This is a genomic window from Bradyrhizobium sp. CFUWI (genome assembly GCF_056429085.1).
Genome location: NZ_JBWJZE010000001.1, coordinates 640,286 through 655,327, shown reverse-complemented (window position 1 = coordinate 655,327; position 15,042 = coordinate 640,286). Strand labels below are relative to the sequence as shown.

Below are 15,042 nucleotides of genomic sequence, written 5' to 3'. Positions count from 1 at the left end.
TCCGCAACGCGACCATTCCATGTCGCGCCGCGCTTTCCTCGGCGGACTTCTGTCGACAGGGAGCGCCCTCGCGCTCGGCGGATGCGCCGGCTTGGGTGCGACCGGCGCGCGCTTCGACGCCTCGTCGCTCTCCGTCGACTCCACATTGCTTGTCGCCACCACGCGCAAGCCCGTGAATGGTGCTCGCGCCAAACCCTGGTTCGGGCCGGAGCGCGCAACGAGCATGACGGTCGCGCGGGCCAAGCTGGTGGCGCCCGACGAGAGCCGCCTGTCGCTCGCCTCGGTCGGACTTGGCAGCTGGCGTCTTGATCGGATCGAACCGGTGCCGGCCGACGCCGGCGACCTCGCCGCGCAGGCCGGCGGAGGCGACGTGCTGATCTATGTGCATGGCTTCAAGCAGACGTTCGAGACGGCGGTGCTGGATGGCGCCTACCTCTCCGATGCGATCAAGTTCCGCGGCCGCACCATGGTGTTCGCCTGGCCCTCCAAGGCCGGGCTGTTCGACTACGCCTATGACCGCGACAGCGCGATGTGGTCGCGCGACGATTTCGAACGGGTGCTCTCGACGCTGGTGTCGGCGCCGGGGACGGGCCGCGTGCACATCGTTGCGCACAGCATGGGAACCATGCTGACGCTCGAAAGTCTGCGCCAGCTCCATGCGCGATACGGCGAGACGGTCACCAGCAAGATCGGCGCGGTGGTGTTTGCCGCCCCCGACATCGACATGGACGTGTTCTCCTCGGCGGTCCAGCGCATCGGCCCGCTGGCCGGCAAGATCACCGTGATCGCCGCGACCAACGACCGCGCACTGGCGCTGTCGGGACAGCTCGCAGGCGGCATGACCAGGGTCGGCGCCGCCGAGAAGGCCACTATCGCGCGGCTCGGCGTGCGCGTGATTGATGCGTCAGCGGAAGGCTGGGGCATCGTCAACCACGATCTGTTCCTGTCGAATGGGCAAGTGCAGCAGGTGATCCGGCGATCCATCGACGGGACGACGGCGTGAGAGGGCGGCGGTGGGGCGCCAATTGATGCATTGCAATCAATGACGCCGAAGCGACCACCAACTATTGCGGCAATCTCCGTTCGGCGATGATCCGCACCGGAGGAAAGACGACGCAATCCGCCACGTCGAACAGCACTTCGATGTTGCGATCAAACGCGCGTGCAAAGGCAATCGCCTCATCGCGCCGCTCATCGGCAACGGCGGTGCCGAGCGTGCAATGGGGGGTCCAGGCGCCGGGCCGGTAATGAGGACGACAATGCGCTGGATCGATTGCCGCGCTGATGGCGGCATGGATGCGAGCCAGGGTTTCATTGGCCTCCGGCTCCGCCCAGAGAACGAGCGGAGAACCTTCGAACCAGCGAATTCGCTTGAACTCGATCCGCAGTTGCGTCTCGCCGGCAACAGCTGCCAGCATCGCGTCCCACGCAACCTTCTCGTCAACCGCCGGCGAGTCGTAGATGGCAAATGTAAAATGGGGACGATAGCCGAGGGCGCGCATCGAGGCCTCGACCTCGAACACGGCAACCTGATCCCACAGCCGCTCGATCTCGCCGGCTGACTCGTTGTCGGCCCGGATATTGATTGCCAATGCCACAGGTTCACCCAAGGGGTGGAACAATCAAATCGAGATCAGGGGAAGGGCTGGGTTGAAGACAATGGCGCTCCCTAGGGGAATCGAACCCCTGTTTCAGCCTTGAGAGGGCCGCGTCCTAACCGCTAGACGAAGGGAGCGTGAGGGCTAGCCAATAGCCTCGAAATTTGTCCGCCGCAAGGACCCCGACGGGCCTTTTAAGGCTCATTGGCGAATTTCAGCCGTCCGGCGGGCTTCAGGCTATGGGCATCGAAGGTCCGGATCTCGATGACCCCGCCGAGATCCAGCGTGACCACGAGCCGGTCGCCCGCAACCCCGGTCGAGACGATCCTGGCGCCCTTGGGCAGGGTGGCGGTGACGTCGCCGGCCGGCTCGGTCGCCCTTCCCTCCGACTTGAAAAGGCGGTAGCCCACCGCGATCAAAACGGCGCAGATCGCCAGCGCCGTGGTCAACCCCGCGATCAGCATCATCCGCCGCACCCGCGCGAACAGCGCGGCCTGCTCGGGGGTCGGTTCGGGAACAGCGGTATCTGACGTCGTCATGGAAAGTCTTGGCCCCAAGGGTCTTGGTTTAGCGCAGAGGTTAGAGGTCGTGGTCGCCGGCGACGAGGGCTCGGCCCGGCTCGACCGCGTGTTGGCGGCGCGCCTGCCGGAGCTGTCGCGATCAAGGCTCAAAACCCTGATCCTGGCGGGAGCGGTGAGCCTGAAGGCGGCCCCGGTCCGCGACCCCGCTTATCACGTCGCATCCGGCGATACGATCACAATCGACGTGCCGGAGGCGGCGCCCGCCGAGCCCAAGGGCGAGGAAATCGCCCTCGACATCGTGTTCGAGGACGACGACATCGTCGTGATCAACAAGCCGAAGGGGCTGGTGGTGCACCCCGCCGCCGGCCACGAGACCGGCACGCTGGTCAACGCCCTGATCGCCCATTGCGGCGCTTCGCTCTCGGGCATCGGCGGGGTGCGCCGGCCCGGCATCGTGCACCGGCTCGACAAGGACACCACGGGGCTGATGGTGGTCGCCAAGAACGACATGGCCCACGCCTCGCTGTCGGCCCAGTTCGCCGATCACGGCCGCACCGGCGAGATGCGGCGCGGCTACATGGCCTTTGCCTGGGGCGTGCCCGGCCGCCACCGCGGCACCGTCGATGCGCCGATCGACCGCCATCCGCATGCGCGCGAGAAGATGGCGGTGCGCCAGGGCGGCCGCGAGGCGGTGACGCATTGGGAAATTTTGGAGAGCTTTGCCGGGCGCGACGGCAAGGGCGTGGCGTCGCTGCTCGCCTGCGAGCTCGAGACCGGACGCACCCACCAGATCCGCGTCCATCTCGCTCATATCGGCCATCCCCTGATGGGGGATGCGGTCTATGGCCCGCACTTCAAGACCAAGGCGAACCAGCTCAGCCCCGAGTCGCAAGCCGCCCTCGCCGCGCTCGGACGGCAGGCGCTCCACGCTTACCTGCTGGTATTGGAGCACCCGAGGACGGGAGAATTACTGCACTGGGAGGCGCCTCTACCGGAGGATTTGCTTCTCCTCCAGGGCACCCTGAAAGCGGCGCTATGACGCAGCCGTTTTAAGAAAGTCGTTACATTACAAAAAGTTATAGCTGCCACACGGGGACGTGACGTCAGCAATCCTTCCCTTTTTGCCCCCCGATGGAGTATATTGCGCCTGCGTTGGAATGACCGACGCGGAACATCGCAGCCCGGCCGGCTTTGACACAGCGGTCGTCTGCCTGGCCCGCCGCTATCGGGGGCCTGAACCTTTGGAGGGCGCACTATGGCCCGTACCGCTGCTTTGCCGGTCCTCAATGGAGAATCCGGCCTATCTCGCTACCTCGCCGAGATCCGCAAATTCCCGATGCTGGAACCCCAGCAGGAATACATGCTCGCCAAGCGTTGGCGCGAGCATGACGATCGCGACGCGGCGCACCAACTCGTCACCAGCCATCTCCGGCTCGTGGCCAAGATCGCCATGGGCTATCGCGGCTACGGCTTGCCGATCTCCGAGGTCGTCTCGGAAGGCAATGTCGGCCTGATGCAGGCGGTGAAGCGTTTCGAACCCGAGAAGGGGTTCCGTCTCGCCACCTACGCCATGTGGTGGATCAAGGCGTCGATTCAAGAGTACATCCTGCGTTCCTGGTCGCTCGTGAAGATGGGCACCACCGCGAACCAGAAGAAGCTGTTCTTCAACCTGCGCAAGGCGAAGAGCAAGATCAACGCGCTGGACGAGGGCGATCTCCGCCCCGACCAGGTGAAGGTCATTGCCAAGCGCCTCGGCGTCACCGATCAGGACGTGATCGACATGAACCGCCGCCTCGGTGGCGACGCGTCGCTCAACGCGCCGATCCGCGACGACGGCGAGGCCGGCGAATGGCAGGACTGGCTGGTCGACAACACGCCCAACCAGGAAGCCATGATGGCGGAGCACGAGGAGTACGATCACCGCCGCGAGGCGCTGAACGGCGCCATGGGCGTGCTCAACCCGCGCGAACGCCGCATCTTCGAGGCCCGACGCCTCGCCGATGAGCCGATGACGCTGGAAGACCTTGCCGCCGAGTTCGGCGTGTCGCGCGAGCGCGTCCGCCAGATCGAGGTCCGCGCCTTCGAGAAGGTGCAGTCCGCGGTCAAGGGCACGATCGCAAGGGCGGAACAGGCCGCGCTGGAAGCCGCGCATTAAGCGGGACTTCGCCGCGACAGAGAGATTGGCGGATCGAAAGACAGAAAGCCGGCGGCGACGCCGGCTTTTTGTTTGTGGGGATGAGCATCGTACGCGAAGCCCGCCCACCCTCGCTGTCATGCCCCGGCTTGACCGGGGCATCCAGCACGCCGCGGCCCCCGTAGCGGCAGCGAGATCTTCAACGCACACCTCTGGAATACTGGATCGCCCGGTCGAGCCGGGCGATGACAGCGGTGGTTGTGGTTCGCCGTCATAGAACCGGCCCGCGCCTTGAACCCGCGCTGCCAATCGACCGACCCAGAATGATCGGACCGATAGCAGCGAGTGGACAAGCGCCGTGTCGATCATTCTGCAATCCACCGTCGGCGGCTTCTCGGCCCAGTTCATCCGCAAGCTGCCGCTGGTCGAGCAGGCGATGCGCGAGCACGGCCTGGAGCCGTCTGAGTTCGTGATCTCGAAGGATTATGCCGGCACGGCGACGATCCCGCTGATGGGCCCGTTCTTCTACAGCTACAGCGTGTTCTTCGGCGAGGAATCGTTCACCGTCACCGAGCCGAACGACATGGTGTTCCTGGATTATTTCTTGAAGCGCGTGCTGGCCGTGGACGAGCCGGAGTTGCCGCGCCGGCCGGGACTGATGGCGCGGCTGTTCGGCTGGATGTCGCAGGCGGTGTGAGCTCCGCCGTCACTCCCCCCACATCCGCGCCAGGGTCGCGAGCCAGCAGCCTTCGCAATAGCGCGCGTCCTTGTAGTCGATCCAGTTGTGCGCATAGACGCGGTCGAGGGGAATGTCGTAGCGCGTGCGCAGCACCCTCACCAGGATCTTCCACGCTGCGACCTGCGCCTCGGTTGGACCTGCGGCGACGTCGGGAAAATTGCCGGCGAACTCGACGCCGATCGAATTGTCGCGCACGACCTGGCGGTAGGTCGAGCGGTTGTCGATGTACTTGTTGTCGTTGCGGTTGGCGCCGTCGCCATGGGTCGGCACCAGGTTTTCGGCGACCGCCCAATAGACCGTGCCGTCGGTCTCGACCCACACCGTGACGCCGCGGCGCGTCGGGGCCTTCGCCTGCGCCTGCGCGCCGCCGCGCGCCGAGCCCGCCGGCCCTTCGGTCTGGTGCACGATGATGTTGCGCCAGGGCCTTGCGTCGCGGACGTCACCCCACGGCGCCAGCCAGACAATCTTCAGGCCGGGAATCTCGGGCGTGCCGGAGGCGCGCGCGAGTTTTGTCGGTTCGGCGTCCTCGGCATTGGCGGGGACGATCAGACAGAGAGCGGCGAGAGCGGCCGCGAGCAGGCGAGCAATCATCATGCGGGTCCGACGGGGACCGCAATCTAGCACGGCCTCAGGCGAAATAGCGCGAGGCCTCGCGCGAGCCGGTCGGCTCGGGCGATAGCGGCGGCGCCGGATCGTAGACGGCAAAGTCGTTCTTGCCGTTCTTCTTGGCGGCGTAGAGCGCGTGGTCGGCATTGGCCATCAGGCGGTCCGGGAACGCGCCGATGCCGTGATCCCACTGCGCGACGCCGATCGAGATCGCGATCGGGATGTCGTTGCCGGTGCAGGCCTCGGCATCCTGGCGGCAGACCTCGAGCACGCGGCGGGCGATCACCGCGGCCTCGCGCAGGGACGAGGACGGCAGCACGACGCAGAACTCGTCGCCGCCGGTGCGGGCCAGCATGTCGCCGGGCCGAAGCCGCGTCTGCGCCATCAGGGTGAAGTGCTTCAGGCAGGCATCGCCGGCGGCATGGCCGTGGGTGTCGTTGATGGTCTTGAAGCCGTCGAGATCGATCACCAGCAGCGCGAACGGCCGATGACTGCGCTCGGAGCGGGCGCATTCCTCGGTCAGGCGCTGCAACAGATGCCGCCGGTTGGCGACGCCGGTGAGATCGTCGAGCAGCGCGAGGTCGGCGACCTCGTTGCGCAGCCGCTCGATCGCCATCAGCAGGCAGGCGAAATTCCAGCCCATGGCCAGAAACACCAGGAGCAGGATCATGATGGACTGCAAGCCGTTGAAGTTGATCGCCGTGATGGCGCCGCCATAGCCGAGCAGCGCCGCACCGGAGCGGACGGCGTGAATCGACAGCAACAGAAATCCCACGATCGCAGCGAGCCGGGCGCCGGGGTTCTCCCGGCCGTTCTGCTCGCCGATCAGCAGCGGCAGCGTCAGCAGGATCGGGGTCGATTGGCCCAGCGAGTAGATCACGACCCGCATCGGCATGTTGTCGACGACGACCAGGAAGAACGCGAGCCCGGCGGTGCAGAGCAGCGAACTGACGATGGCGGCCGGCCAGGATACCGGCCGGTGATAGAACCGCGCCACACCCATGCAGGCGAGCCAGGACGAAAAGATCATGATGCCGCCGCCGCCGATCAGCGGAAGGCGCGGGTCCATCACGTCGCGCAGCATTGAGATCGCCGCGCCCGATGCGGCCAGCACCGCGGCCGCCGTCCAGTACCGCGCCGCCTCGAATTTGGGATAGGCGCGCGCCACATAGGCCCACACCATGCCCAGCGCCAGGAAGTTGATGACGATGACGGTCCAGAGTGTCGGCACGCTCAGCATGGCGACTGCGGGACGCGCATGGTCCCGCCCTCTTCGTTTGGCAAACGTCCGTACATACCCGCCCCCGTGTTCTTGCGGAGGATCATGCGCGCGACGCGCTTAATGGAGTCTCACCGCAATCGCGCAAACTCCGGCGTTGGTTTTGGATTGATGAATCCCGCGAGCGGCCTCCGGCATCGTTAATCAAGCCCTGCCGCAGACGCGTGGGCCGCGCCGCGGCGGGGCCGCGAAGCGGATTCGCGCGGCAAAATCACCTGAAAATGCATCTGAGCTGTGGATAACGCGATGACATGGATGTGACAGCGCGGGGCAGAGAGCTGCGAATCTGCTGAGTTTGTCGTCGAGGATGTTGCGAGGCTGGCCCTCCGCCGAGCATCCCTCGTGTCGCGTTTCACCATTAACCCTTAAGAGGATCCTATGGCTAAGAAAGCGAAGAAGGCGACGAAGAAGAAGGCGAAGAAGGCCAAGAAGGCGAAGAAGAAGTAACGAGGCTTGTTCTTTGCCCGGGTGGAGCCTCGCTCCGCCCGGGCGTCGGGTCAGGTTGAAGGTTTTTGATGTGGCGGGCGCGAGCCCGCTTTTTGTTTGGCCGGAGGGCTACCGCTCCGCAAACGCAAGCTTGGCGCCGAGTGCGGCAAAACCGGCGGCGAAGCTGCGGCGCAGCCAGGCCATGACGCGCGGGCGGGAGATGACGCGCTCGCGCACCGAGGCGGCGCAGAGGCCGTAGACGACGAACACCGCGAAGGTCATCGCCATGAAGGCGCCGCTCAATTCCAGCATGCGCGCCAGCACATGGGCCTCGTCCGCGGCGATGAACTGCGGCAGGAAGGCGAGGAAGAAGATCGACAGCTTGGGATTGAGGATGTTGATCAGAAAGCCGGTGACGACGACGCGGCCGCTCGAACGCTCACGGATGCCCGCCTCGACAGAAAGTGCCCCGCTCTCACGCAACGCCTGCCAGGACATGTAGAGCAGATAGGCGACGCCGCCCCATTTCAGCGCGGCGAAGGCGAGCGCGCTGGTGTGGAGCACGGCGGCGAGCCCCAGCATCGCGGCACACATATGCGGCACGATCCCGAGCGTGCAACCGAAGGCGGCGGCGAGGCTGGCGCGCGAGCCGCGCGTCAGCGCCGCAGCCAGCGTGTAGAGCACGCCGGTGCCGGGCGAGGCGACGACGATGAGCGAGGTGAGCAGGAAGGACCAGGACATGGCCGGACCTTAGCAGCCCGCCTCGGGGTGAGAAAGCGAGGTCTCGACCTCAAGAACGCGGGCTGAGAACTGTCCTGTCCCGCAAACAAAGCAATTTTGACACCGTCACCCTGAGGTGCGCGCTCTGCTGCGCGCAGCGCTGCAGAGCAAGCCTCGAAGGGCGACGGCCCGGCTGCATCGGGGCCGCGCATCCTTCGAGGCTTGCGCCACGGCGCTATCGCGCCGCAGCGCGCGCACCTCAGGATGACGGGTCGAGGAGGGTCAGGACAGCTGCGCGAGTTCGGCTTCGCGCAGCACGTCGAGCGGCGCCCAGGGTTTGGCCCAGAACTTCGCACCCTGGGGCAAGGGCTGCATCAGCGGGCGGCCGGAGGTGACGACGACGTCGAGCCTGGGATTGCGGTCCTTGGCGACATGGGCGAGCTCGACCCCGTTCATGCGGCCGGCAAGCTGCACGTCGGTCATCATCAGGCAGAGCGCGCCGGCGCTCTTCTCGAGCACGCGCTCGGCGGCCTCGGCGCTCTCGCATTGGATCACCTGGTAGCCGCTCTCTTCCAGCAGAAGACACAGCATCTCGCGTTGCATGACGTCGTCTTCCACGATCAGCGCGGTGGCGGGGAATGGTTGCGCTTGTCCCATCGGCGTCTCCAATGCTCGCTTGCGTAACGTATGTTAAGGAGAAAATTCGCGTCGAGTTCGGTTCCATTATGAAAAAATGTAAAGCATAGTTCCATCTGCGGGAGATCGACGGGGAACATCATGACAGCAATTCGCGGCGCCGCCGCCATCACGGGAGCGGCCAGCGGCATCGGCCGGGCGCTGGCCATCGAGCTTGCGCGGCGCGGCTGCGATCTCGCGCTCGCCGATCGCGACGAGGCCGGGCTGAAGACGGTTGCTGCGGAGATCGGGCGCGGCCGCAAGGTCAGCGTCCATCGCGTCGACGTCGGAGAGCCCGCCGATATCGCACAGTTCGCAGCCGAGGCGATTTCCGCGCATCCGGAGCTCGGCATCGTCGTCAACAATGCCGGGGTGGCGCTGATGGGCTTGTTCGAGGAGATCGACCAGGCGCAGATGGACTGGCTGTTCGACATCAATTTCTGGGGCGTGGTGCACGGCACGCGCGCCTTCCTGCCGCATCTGAAGACCAGGAGCGAGGCGCATATCGTCAACCTCTCCTCGATCTTCGGCATCATCGCCCCGCCCGGACAATCGGCCTATGCGGCGGCGAAGTTCGCGGTGCGCGGCTTTTCCGAGAGCGTGCGGCATGAGCTCAGCGTCGCGGGCAGCCCGGTCAGGCTGTCGGTCGTGCATCCCGGCGGCGTCGCCACCGCGATCGCGCGCAATTCCCGCACCGGCGTCGGCATCACCGACAATGCCCGCCGCGCGCAGTCGATCGAGCGGTTCGAGAACGCGGCCAGGACCACGCCGAAGGACGCCGCGCTGCGCATCATCAAGGGCATCGAGAGCAACGCGCCGCGCATCCTGATCGGCAACGACGCCCGCTTCATGGACCTGCTGCAGCGCTTCCGTCCGGGCACCTATTGGGCGCCGCTGCAACGGAAGCTGGAGAGGATGGCGAAGGGGACGTGAGGTCAGGGACGCGATGGCGACACCTGCACTCCGCTGTCGTAGGGTGGGCAAAGCGAAAGCATGCCCACGACTTCTTACGACGACACGAGATGGTGGGCACGGCGCAAGTGCGCCTTTGCCCACCCTACGAGTTCAGCGCCCTCACTGCCCCGCCAGCCGGTCCGCGAAATAGCCGATCGTCTTGCGATACACCACCGCCCTGTTCCACTCGCGCATCGCCTCGAAATTGGCGGTGCCCTCGCCGTAGGGCTGGCCCATCTTGAAGCCGCTCGTGTGCAGGAGGTTCGCGGTCGAGGCGAGCACGTCGGGGACGCTGCGGCGGAGGTCGACATGGCCGTCGCCGTCGAAATCGACGCCGTACTTGATGTAGGACGACGGCAGGAACTGGGTCTGGCCGATCTCGCCGGCAAAGGCGCCGATGAGGTCGCGCAGCGGCAGGTCGCCGCGCTGCACGATCTTCAGCGCGGCGAGCAGCTCGCCCTGGAACAAATCGGTGCGGCGGCAATCATGCGCCAGCGTCGCCAGCGTGCGGACCACCGGCATCTTGCCGATGTCGCCCTTGCCGAAATCGCTCTCCAGGCCCCAGATCGCGACCAGGATGTAGCGCGGCACGCCGAACTGCTGCTCGATGCGTGAGAGCAGCGCGGCGTGGCGCTGCAGCAGCGCGCGGCCGCCATTGATGCGGCCCGGGCCGACGCGGGTCGAGACGTATTGCTCAAAGCTCTTGTTGAAGGTGTAGCGCTGGCGGCGGTCGAAGGCGAGCACCGCAGCATCGGGAGTCACGCCGCTGAGCGCCGCGTTGGTCACGCTCGCCGAGACGCCGGCTGCCTGGGCCTCCTGCGCCATCGCCGCGACGAAGCTGTTGAAGTCGCCGCCGCAGCGCGCGGCCTGCGCCGAGCCGCCGGCCAGACACAGCACCGACGCGGCGGCGAGAAGCAGTCTCAGCATATGAAGCAATCCCCTAAAGAAACCTGGCGCGAAGCAGCGCGCGGATCATGCCCGGGAAAGCAGCGAGCGTCAAAGCAGCAAGCTTGATCCGCATCAAACTGTCTCACGCTATCTTTCCTAGATTGCGGCAGACAGCAGCGCCCGCCCAGGAGACGCGCCCATGACCGGAATTACCCTGACCGCCGAGCAGATCCGCAATGCGCCCGCAGCGGTGCGGCAATGGATCGAGCAGGAGGTGATCAGCTCGCTCGGGCTTGCGCCGCGCGCGCCCGTAACCATCCCGCCCCAGGCGTCCCATCTCGTCGCCTGCAGCGTGGAGGACGTCGCCGGCGTGCTCGAGCACATCAGGGGCGTGCTGCCGGCGGTCAACGTGCTACTCGAGCTCGGCCGTCCCGGCATCAGCTTCGGCCAGCCCGCGGTGATGACGTTCCGCCTGATGGACATCCTGCATCACACCCGCCTGCACGAAGTCGGCGAGGTCATCACCTGCCTCGAGATGATCAACCAGGCGCTGATCGAGGTGAGGAAGGATCCTCTCGTGCGGTTCTGCGGCTTCGACAATGAAGGCCATTGCCTGATCGCACCGCAGACGCAAACGAGCATCGCAACGCTGTGGCAGACCATGATGGAACGCCAGCACGCAGCGCAGCAGCGCGCGGCCGCCGGCCGGGCTGCGCCGGCGGCGTGAGGTGAGGCGATACTCTCCCCTCGTCATTCCGGGGCGCGCGCAGCGCGAGCCCGGAATCCATCGGGCGGCAGAGATGGTGGATGAATGGATGCTCAGGTGCGCAATTGCGCACCATAGCTCGCGACTTCGTCGCGCCCCGGAATGACGGACGAGAGAGTTGCCGCTATGATATCGCTGCTAGCGTCGCGCGATCGCCGTTTTCAGCCAGCATGAAGCAATCACCCATGCCCCACCACCAGCAGCCTCAACCAATCCGCTCCCTGCTCCGCATCCCCTTGTTCCGCCTGCTCGCCATCAACCTCGCGATCGGGGCCTGCGCCGCGGCGCTTCTCGTCGGCGGGCTGCTCTGGCTCAATCCCGGACATCTGCGCGAGCTGATCTTCGCCGACAGCTCGCCCGGCATCGCGCTGGCGCTGCTGCTGGCCTCCTTCCTCATCACCTTCGGCTCGGCTGCGATGGGCAGCGCGATCATGGCGCAGGGGCGCAAGGAGGACAGCGGCAAAGGCGGCGGACACGGATCGCGGCTCGCCGTGCAGGAGGTGGCGCAGCGCACGCGCACGCAATGAGATATGCGCGCGATGGAACTCGCTTCGTGCGTTCGATCACGTCATCTGCACGCAAGCGGGAGGACATGCAGGCCAGCGCAGCTTCCGACAACAGCGCGACCCACATGCGTGCGGCGTGAGGGCGCGAAGATGAACAAAGTGGTTTGACAATCCAAGCAATTGCCTCAATGGGGCGCCACATCGCACATCGCAGCCAACGCATATCTGATGCGACTCGCTGCGACATCAACGCCGTCCTGATTTGCCTTGCCATCGCAGAGCGTCTTCTATAGCCTTCTATTTTAGGTTGTCGCCCCGCCAGCCCCAGGCGACACTGAAGACCCGAGATAAACGGCGGGCCCGGCCCGCCGTTTATTGAGGCGAGCGTTCGTGAGAAGCGTTCATGAGACCGGGCTCTCCGATGCAGCGGGTCCGCGGCCACCGCTCCGCACAGACCCCGCAGGCGCGCAAAGTCATTTGACTACGGCGCTTCTATCGACGACAAGCCGCCATGGCCAAGAAACCCGGAACCAATCCCAAAGGCGAATTCGCCTTTTTCAACGTCGTCTATGAGGACGATTCCCAGCGCTCCAACCGCCGCGTGCCCGCAGAACTGCTCGGCGGCCTCGACGGCGACGAGCCCGCGCGCGGCTTCATCATGGAGCAGGACCGCGAGATCGCGGAGAAGAGCGGAAAGCCGACGCTGGAGATCAAGCGGCTCGAACGGGTCGGGGCGAAGAAGAAGTAGGCCTAACGCCGGCAGGCGCTCACCAGCGCTCGCACCACTTATTCCAGGCAAACAGCAGATCGGCAAACCGGTCGTAGCAGAGCCACGTGGATCGGTAGCGCCGCGCGATTGCCGAACGGCGCCGCAAGCCATCCCACCCCCGGCCTCGATCGCCACAGCGCGATCGAGGCATCGGCGCCGACGATGAGCGCCCGGCCTGATCGGTTGCATGCAGCCGATTCCTGACGTCGTCGAGCGAAGCACCAAAGTGGCGAGTGCATCTGGTTGCTCGTTGATCTCTCTGAACTCGACCCTGTCCGCATGCACCAGCGCAATCAGCTTGTTGCCCTGCCAATCGGTGCCGGCATCGCAGACGGGGCAGCGAGTGTTGTCCCAGATGGTAAGGTGGGGATGGTCCTCGGAAATCCGATGATAGATTTCAAGGTACCGCGTGGCAAACTCATATACCGATCGAGGGTGGCACAGGCGGAGTTCCATCCCCTGAAGATAAGAATTGTCTGAGCCAGCCGATGATTTGGCTCACCGGCGGATAAAGGGTATCGCCAGCGGCTTTCCAGCCCTCGACAGCCTTATTGATCTTTTCGCCTTGCAGGAATGCCTTCCACACGCCGTTTACGGCACCGGCGAAGGTATAGTCGCGTGATCTCTGCGGATCAATCTCACCGAGAGGGTCTCTCGGCGGCGTCGGCTGGTTTGCATCCAGGTGCGAGGGCGATGCCACCATCGGCCGATCGGGGCTGTATGGCTGCTCAACGCTCTCCTGAATGGCGTCTGATACTGATACATCGAATACTTCCGGCGTATGCGCTTTCACTCCTTCTATAAAGGCATCAACGGCATCAAGAGGTAAAGGTAGGTCAATACGGCCCGACTGGACGTCACGATAGAAGTGCGTCAATTCAGGATAAAAGACCCGCAATCCCATATGCTGTTCGAGAAACGTTTTCAGCTTTGACGAAAAAGCAACGGAAAGAAACTCCACTTCAGCTGCGAACAAATTTCGCAACGTCCTCGCTTCTGCGTCCGCTAGTAGAATATTGCCGTCCTTCGGACCCGACGGCAGTCTCGACTCATAGCGTTCCAATGTCTGATGATATTCAGACCTAGCTTGGAATTTATTCGATTTCAGATCCGAGATGAGGTCTTCTGCAAGGACCCTGCAAACGTCAAGACGATCCGCATGATGTCGTTCACTGGCAGCAATCGGAAAGAGCGGCGTATTTGCGGGGCTTCCAACAAGCGTGATACTGCCGTTGGATGAAAGATTGAAAGCAAAAGGAGACGCGATATTGTCAACCGGACGCAGTCGTTGAAATGCGCCTGGGTTTACTGAACCAGCGTTACCGCTCTGAGGAATGTCCGATTCCGTTAACGGGGGTAGGTTTAGTTGTTGCCGAAGGTACGAAATAGTCTGGAAAGTACGCTGCTCTCCATCGTGCACCCTTGATAGTGCAACGAGCGCCGGATCGGTGATAGGGCATTTCGCGTAAGATAGACCGGGCGCAAGAAGGCGATAATCAGCCCCAAAAAAGTAATAAATTCTGGAACGCGCCCCCACGATCAGCGAAATCGAATTGGCCAAAGGCCGCAGATCAGTCACTTGCGATGAGTTGAGATGAAGCATCGCAAGTTTGGTTAACTTGGCAAGACTCTCAATGTTTGAGACCCTGGTGGATGTAAGGTCAATTGCCGTTAGGTTACGAACTTGCGAGAGAGGAGACACATCTTCCACGCGGGTTGAACTCAAGGATAGAGATTCAAGGCGAGGCAAGCTCCTCAGAGGAGAGACATCCATCACTTGCGTTCTAGCAGCATTTAACTGAATTAGATTGGGTAAGCTGCGAATTGGAGCCAGATCTGATACAGCGGCGCCTTCCAAATCGAGCACCCGTAATTTCGACATAGAGCTAATCGGCACCAGATCGTTTATTGAACTTCCCGTGGATATATTTTCAATCTCCGATAAATTTGCCAACGGACCTAGATCAGCTACCGCGCTTCCGCGGAGAGATATCCTCTTAAGCTTTTTCAATTGCGCCAGCGCGCCGATGTCTGAAACGTTGGTATCGTTCAGGATCAAGACCTCCAAATCTTTCAACGAAGCTAGTGGCGCAACATCCCAAACCGGTGTTCGCGACAAATCCAACGAAGTTAGTTGCGGCACATCAGCAAGCGGTGACAGGTCGGAGATTCCCGTGTCGATTAGATTCAACGACCTTAGGAAGGAAAGCCCAGCGAGAGATGGCAGTTGCCTCAGAGAGCGACGACGCTCTCCTAAGCTCAAGTGTTTTGCGCGACGATCTCGTGCTCGTGCGGCTTTTTCTTCTGCGGCAGCATGGATTTCTTGAGCAGTACGCCGTTTCGCCATAAATAGCTTTCTTTTTTTAATGCCTAACAGCTGTAGATAATTTAATCGCAACTAAGGATTGAGACAGAGAATAGGATTGACGGCAAGAAAAAACGGCGGGCTTTGGGCCCGCCG

General features: G+C 63.7%; 16 protein-coding genes, 1 tRNA gene and 1 pseudogene. 8 read left to right on the top strand and 10 right to left on the bottom strand.

Going from position 1 to position 15,042, the window contains the following annotated elements; translation table 11 throughout:
- The first annotated feature begins 19 nt into the window (after positions 1–19).
- Positions 20–1,003 (top strand): alpha/beta hydrolase, encoded by a 984-nt coding sequence (locus AC066S_RS03170; protein ID WP_478268885.1) that lies wholly within the window; start codon positions 20–22, stop codon positions 1,001–1,003.
- Positions 1,004–1,064: 61 nt separating this feature from the next.
- Here the strand turns inward: AC066S_RS03170 and AC066S_RS03165 are convergent, their stop codons facing one another.
- From AC066S_RS03165 to AC066S_RS03155, 3 genes are all read right to left on the bottom strand, one after another.
- On the bottom strand, positions 1,065–1,598 hold the full coding sequence (locus AC066S_RS03165) for a 2'-5' RNA ligase family protein (RefSeq protein WP_478268884.1): 534 nt from the start codon (positions 1,596–1,598) through the stop codon (positions 1,065–1,067).
- Between the two features lie 62 nt (positions 1,599–1,660).
- Positions 1,661–1,735 (bottom strand) — tRNA-Glu (locus AC066S_RS03160).
- A gap of 57 nt (positions 1,736–1,792) precedes the next feature.
- Entirely contained in the window at positions 1,793–2,137 is a 345-nt protein-coding gene (locus tag AC066S_RS03155) for a hypothetical protein (protein WP_478268883.1), read from the bottom strand.
- Here AC066S_RS03155 and AC066S_RS03150 point away from each other — a divergent pair.
- From AC066S_RS03150 to AC066S_RS03140, 3 genes are all read left to right on the top strand, one after another.
- Positions 2,136–3,158 carry an RluA family pseudouridine synthase gene (locus AC066S_RS03150; protein ID WP_478268882.1) on the top strand — a complete coding sequence of 341 codons (1,023 nt, stop codon included), beginning with the start codon at positions 2,136–2,138 and terminating at the stop codon, positions 3,156–3,158. The genes AC066S_RS03155 and AC066S_RS03150 overlap by 2 nt on opposite strands.
- 216 nt (positions 3,159–3,374) lie before the next feature.
- A complete protein-coding gene (rpoH, locus tag AC066S_RS03145) occupies positions 3,375–4,274 on the top strand; it encodes an RNA polymerase sigma factor RpoH (RefSeq protein WP_126259159.1) in 900 nt (299 codons plus the stop codon).
- Positions 4,275–4,611: 337 nt separating this feature from the next.
- Positions 4,612–4,950 carry a hypothetical protein gene (locus AC066S_RS03140; RefSeq protein WP_126259158.1) on the top strand — a complete coding sequence of 113 codons (339 nt, stop codon included), beginning with the start codon at positions 4,612–4,614 and terminating at the stop codon, positions 4,948–4,950.
- A 9-nt stretch (positions 4,951–4,959) separates the two neighbouring features.
- Here the strand turns inward: AC066S_RS03140 and AC066S_RS03135 are convergent, their stop codons facing one another.
- The 4 genes from AC066S_RS03135 to AC066S_RS03120 form a co-directional block, all read right to left on the bottom strand.
- Complete coding sequence (locus tag AC066S_RS03135; protein ID WP_478268881.1) at positions 4,960–5,586, bottom strand: peptidoglycan recognition protein family protein; 627 nt, start codon at positions 5,584–5,586, stop codon at positions 4,960–4,962.
- A gap of 34 nt (positions 5,587–5,620) precedes the next feature.
- A complete protein-coding gene (locus AC066S_RS03130) occupies positions 5,621–6,838 on the bottom strand; it encodes a GGDEF domain-containing protein (protein WP_126259156.1) in 1,218 nt (405 codons plus the stop codon).
- Between the two features lie 594 nt (positions 6,839–7,432).
- A complete protein-coding gene (locus AC066S_RS03125) occupies positions 7,433–8,044 on the bottom strand; it encodes a LysE family translocator (RefSeq protein WP_126259155.1) in 612 nt (203 codons plus the stop codon).
- A gap of 261 nt (positions 8,045–8,305) precedes the next feature.
- Entirely contained in the window at positions 8,306–8,680 is a 375-nt protein-coding gene (locus tag AC066S_RS03120; protein ID WP_126259154.1) for a response regulator, read from the bottom strand.
- Positions 8,681–8,800: 120 nt separating this feature from the next.
- On the opposite strand from AC066S_RS03120, the gene AC066S_RS03115 reads away from it, so the two are divergent.
- Positions 8,801–9,631 carry an SDR family NAD(P)-dependent oxidoreductase gene (locus AC066S_RS03115; protein WP_478268880.1) on the top strand — a complete coding sequence of 277 codons (831 nt, stop codon included), beginning with the start codon at positions 8,801–8,803 and terminating at the stop codon, positions 9,629–9,631.
- A gap of 141 nt (positions 9,632–9,772) precedes the next feature.
- Here AC066S_RS03115 and AC066S_RS03110 read toward each other — a convergent pair whose 3' ends face one another.
- A complete protein-coding gene (locus AC066S_RS03110) occupies positions 9,773–10,579 on the bottom strand; it encodes a lytic murein transglycosylase (protein WP_478268879.1) in 807 nt (268 codons plus the stop codon).
- A gap of 160 nt (positions 10,580–10,739) precedes the next feature.
- On the opposite strand from AC066S_RS03110, the gene AC066S_RS03105 reads away from it, so the two are divergent.
- The 3 genes from AC066S_RS03105 (at position 10,740) to AC066S_RS03095 (ending at position 12,560) form a co-directional block, all read left to right on the top strand.
- A complete protein-coding gene (locus tag AC066S_RS03105) occupies positions 10,740–11,267 on the top strand; it encodes a hypothetical protein (RefSeq protein ID WP_126259151.1) in 528 nt (175 codons plus the stop codon).
- A 224-nt stretch (positions 11,268–11,491) separates the two neighbouring features.
- Positions 11,492–11,833: a hypothetical protein gene (locus AC066S_RS03100; protein WP_478268878.1), complete on the top strand. Its 342-nt coding sequence runs from the start codon at positions 11,492–11,494 to the stop codon at positions 11,831–11,833.
- A 490-nt stretch (positions 11,834–12,323) separates the two neighbouring features.
- Entirely contained in the window at positions 12,324–12,560 is a 237-nt protein-coding gene (locus AC066S_RS03095; RefSeq protein ID WP_126259149.1) for a hypothetical protein, read from the top strand.
- A gap of 19 nt (positions 12,561–12,579) precedes the next feature.
- Here AC066S_RS03095 and AC066S_RS03090 read toward each other — a convergent pair.
- Together AC066S_RS03090 and AC066S_RS03085 are read right to left on the bottom strand one after the other, a co-directional pair.
- Positions 12,580–12,965 (bottom strand): annotated as a pseudogene (locus tag AC066S_RS03090) (DCC1-like thiol-disulfide oxidoreductase family protein).
- A 34-nt stretch (positions 12,966–12,999) separates the two neighbouring features.
- Positions 13,000–14,928 (bottom strand): leucine-rich repeat domain-containing protein, encoded by a 1,929-nt coding sequence (locus AC066S_RS03085; RefSeq protein ID WP_478268877.1) that lies wholly within the window; start codon positions 14,926–14,928, stop codon positions 13,000–13,002.
- Between the last annotated feature and the right edge of the window lie 114 nt (positions 14,929–15,042).

Excerpts from the sequence above, each read along its gene's own strand:
- AC066S_RS03135 (WP_478268881.1), bottom strand. The coding sequence starts at position 5,586 with ATGATGATTGCTCGCCTGCTCGCGGCCGCTCTCGCCGCTCTCTGTCTG.
- AC066S_RS03125 (WP_126259155.1), bottom strand. The coding sequence starts at position 8,044 with ATGTCCTGGTCCTTCCTGCTCACCTCGCTCATCGTCGTCGCCTCGCCC.
- rpoH (WP_126259159.1), top strand. The coding sequence starts at position 3,375 with ATGGCCCGTACCGCTGCTTTGCCGGTCCTCAATGGAGAATCCGGCCTA.
- AC066S_RS03130 (WP_126259156.1), bottom strand. The coding sequence starts at position 6,838 with ATGCTGAGCGTGCCGACACTCTGGACCGTCATCGTCATCAACTTCCTG.
- AC066S_RS03110 (WP_478268879.1), bottom strand. The coding sequence starts at position 10,579 with ATGCTGAGACTGCTTCTCGCCGCCGCGTCGGTGCTGTGTCTGGCCGGC.
- AC066S_RS03095 (WP_126259149.1), top strand. The coding sequence starts at position 12,324 with ATGGCCAAGAAACCCGGAACCAATCCCAAAGGCGAATTCGCCTTTTTC.
- AC066S_RS03120 (WP_126259154.1), bottom strand. The coding sequence starts at position 8,680 with ATGGGACAAGCGCAACCATTCCCCGCCACCGCGCTGATCGTGGAAGAC.
- AC066S_RS03155 (WP_478268883.1), bottom strand. The coding sequence starts at position 2,137 with ATGACGACGTCAGATACCGCTGTTCCCGAACCGACCCCCGAGCAGGCC.
- AC066S_RS03115 (WP_478268880.1), top strand. The coding sequence starts at position 8,801 with ATGACAGCAATTCGCGGCGCCGCCGCCATCACGGGAGCGGCCAGCGGC.
- AC066S_RS03150 (WP_478268882.1), top strand. The coding sequence starts at position 2,136 with ATGGAAAGTCTTGGCCCCAAGGGTCTTGGTTTAGCGCAGAGGTTAGAG.
- AC066S_RS03105 (WP_126259151.1), top strand. The coding sequence starts at position 10,740 with ATGACCGGAATTACCCTGACCGCCGAGCAGATCCGCAATGCGCCCGCA.
- AC066S_RS03085 (WP_478268877.1), bottom strand. The coding sequence starts at position 14,928 with ATGGCGAAACGGCGTACTGCTCAAGAAATCCATGCTGCCGCAGAAGAA.
- AC066S_RS03100 (WP_478268878.1), top strand. The coding sequence starts at position 11,492 with ATGCCCCACCACCAGCAGCCTCAACCAATCCGCTCCCTGCTCCGCATC.
- AC066S_RS03170 (WP_478268885.1), top strand. The coding sequence starts at position 20 with ATGTCGCGCCGCGCTTTCCTCGGCGGACTTCTGTCGACAGGGAGCGCC.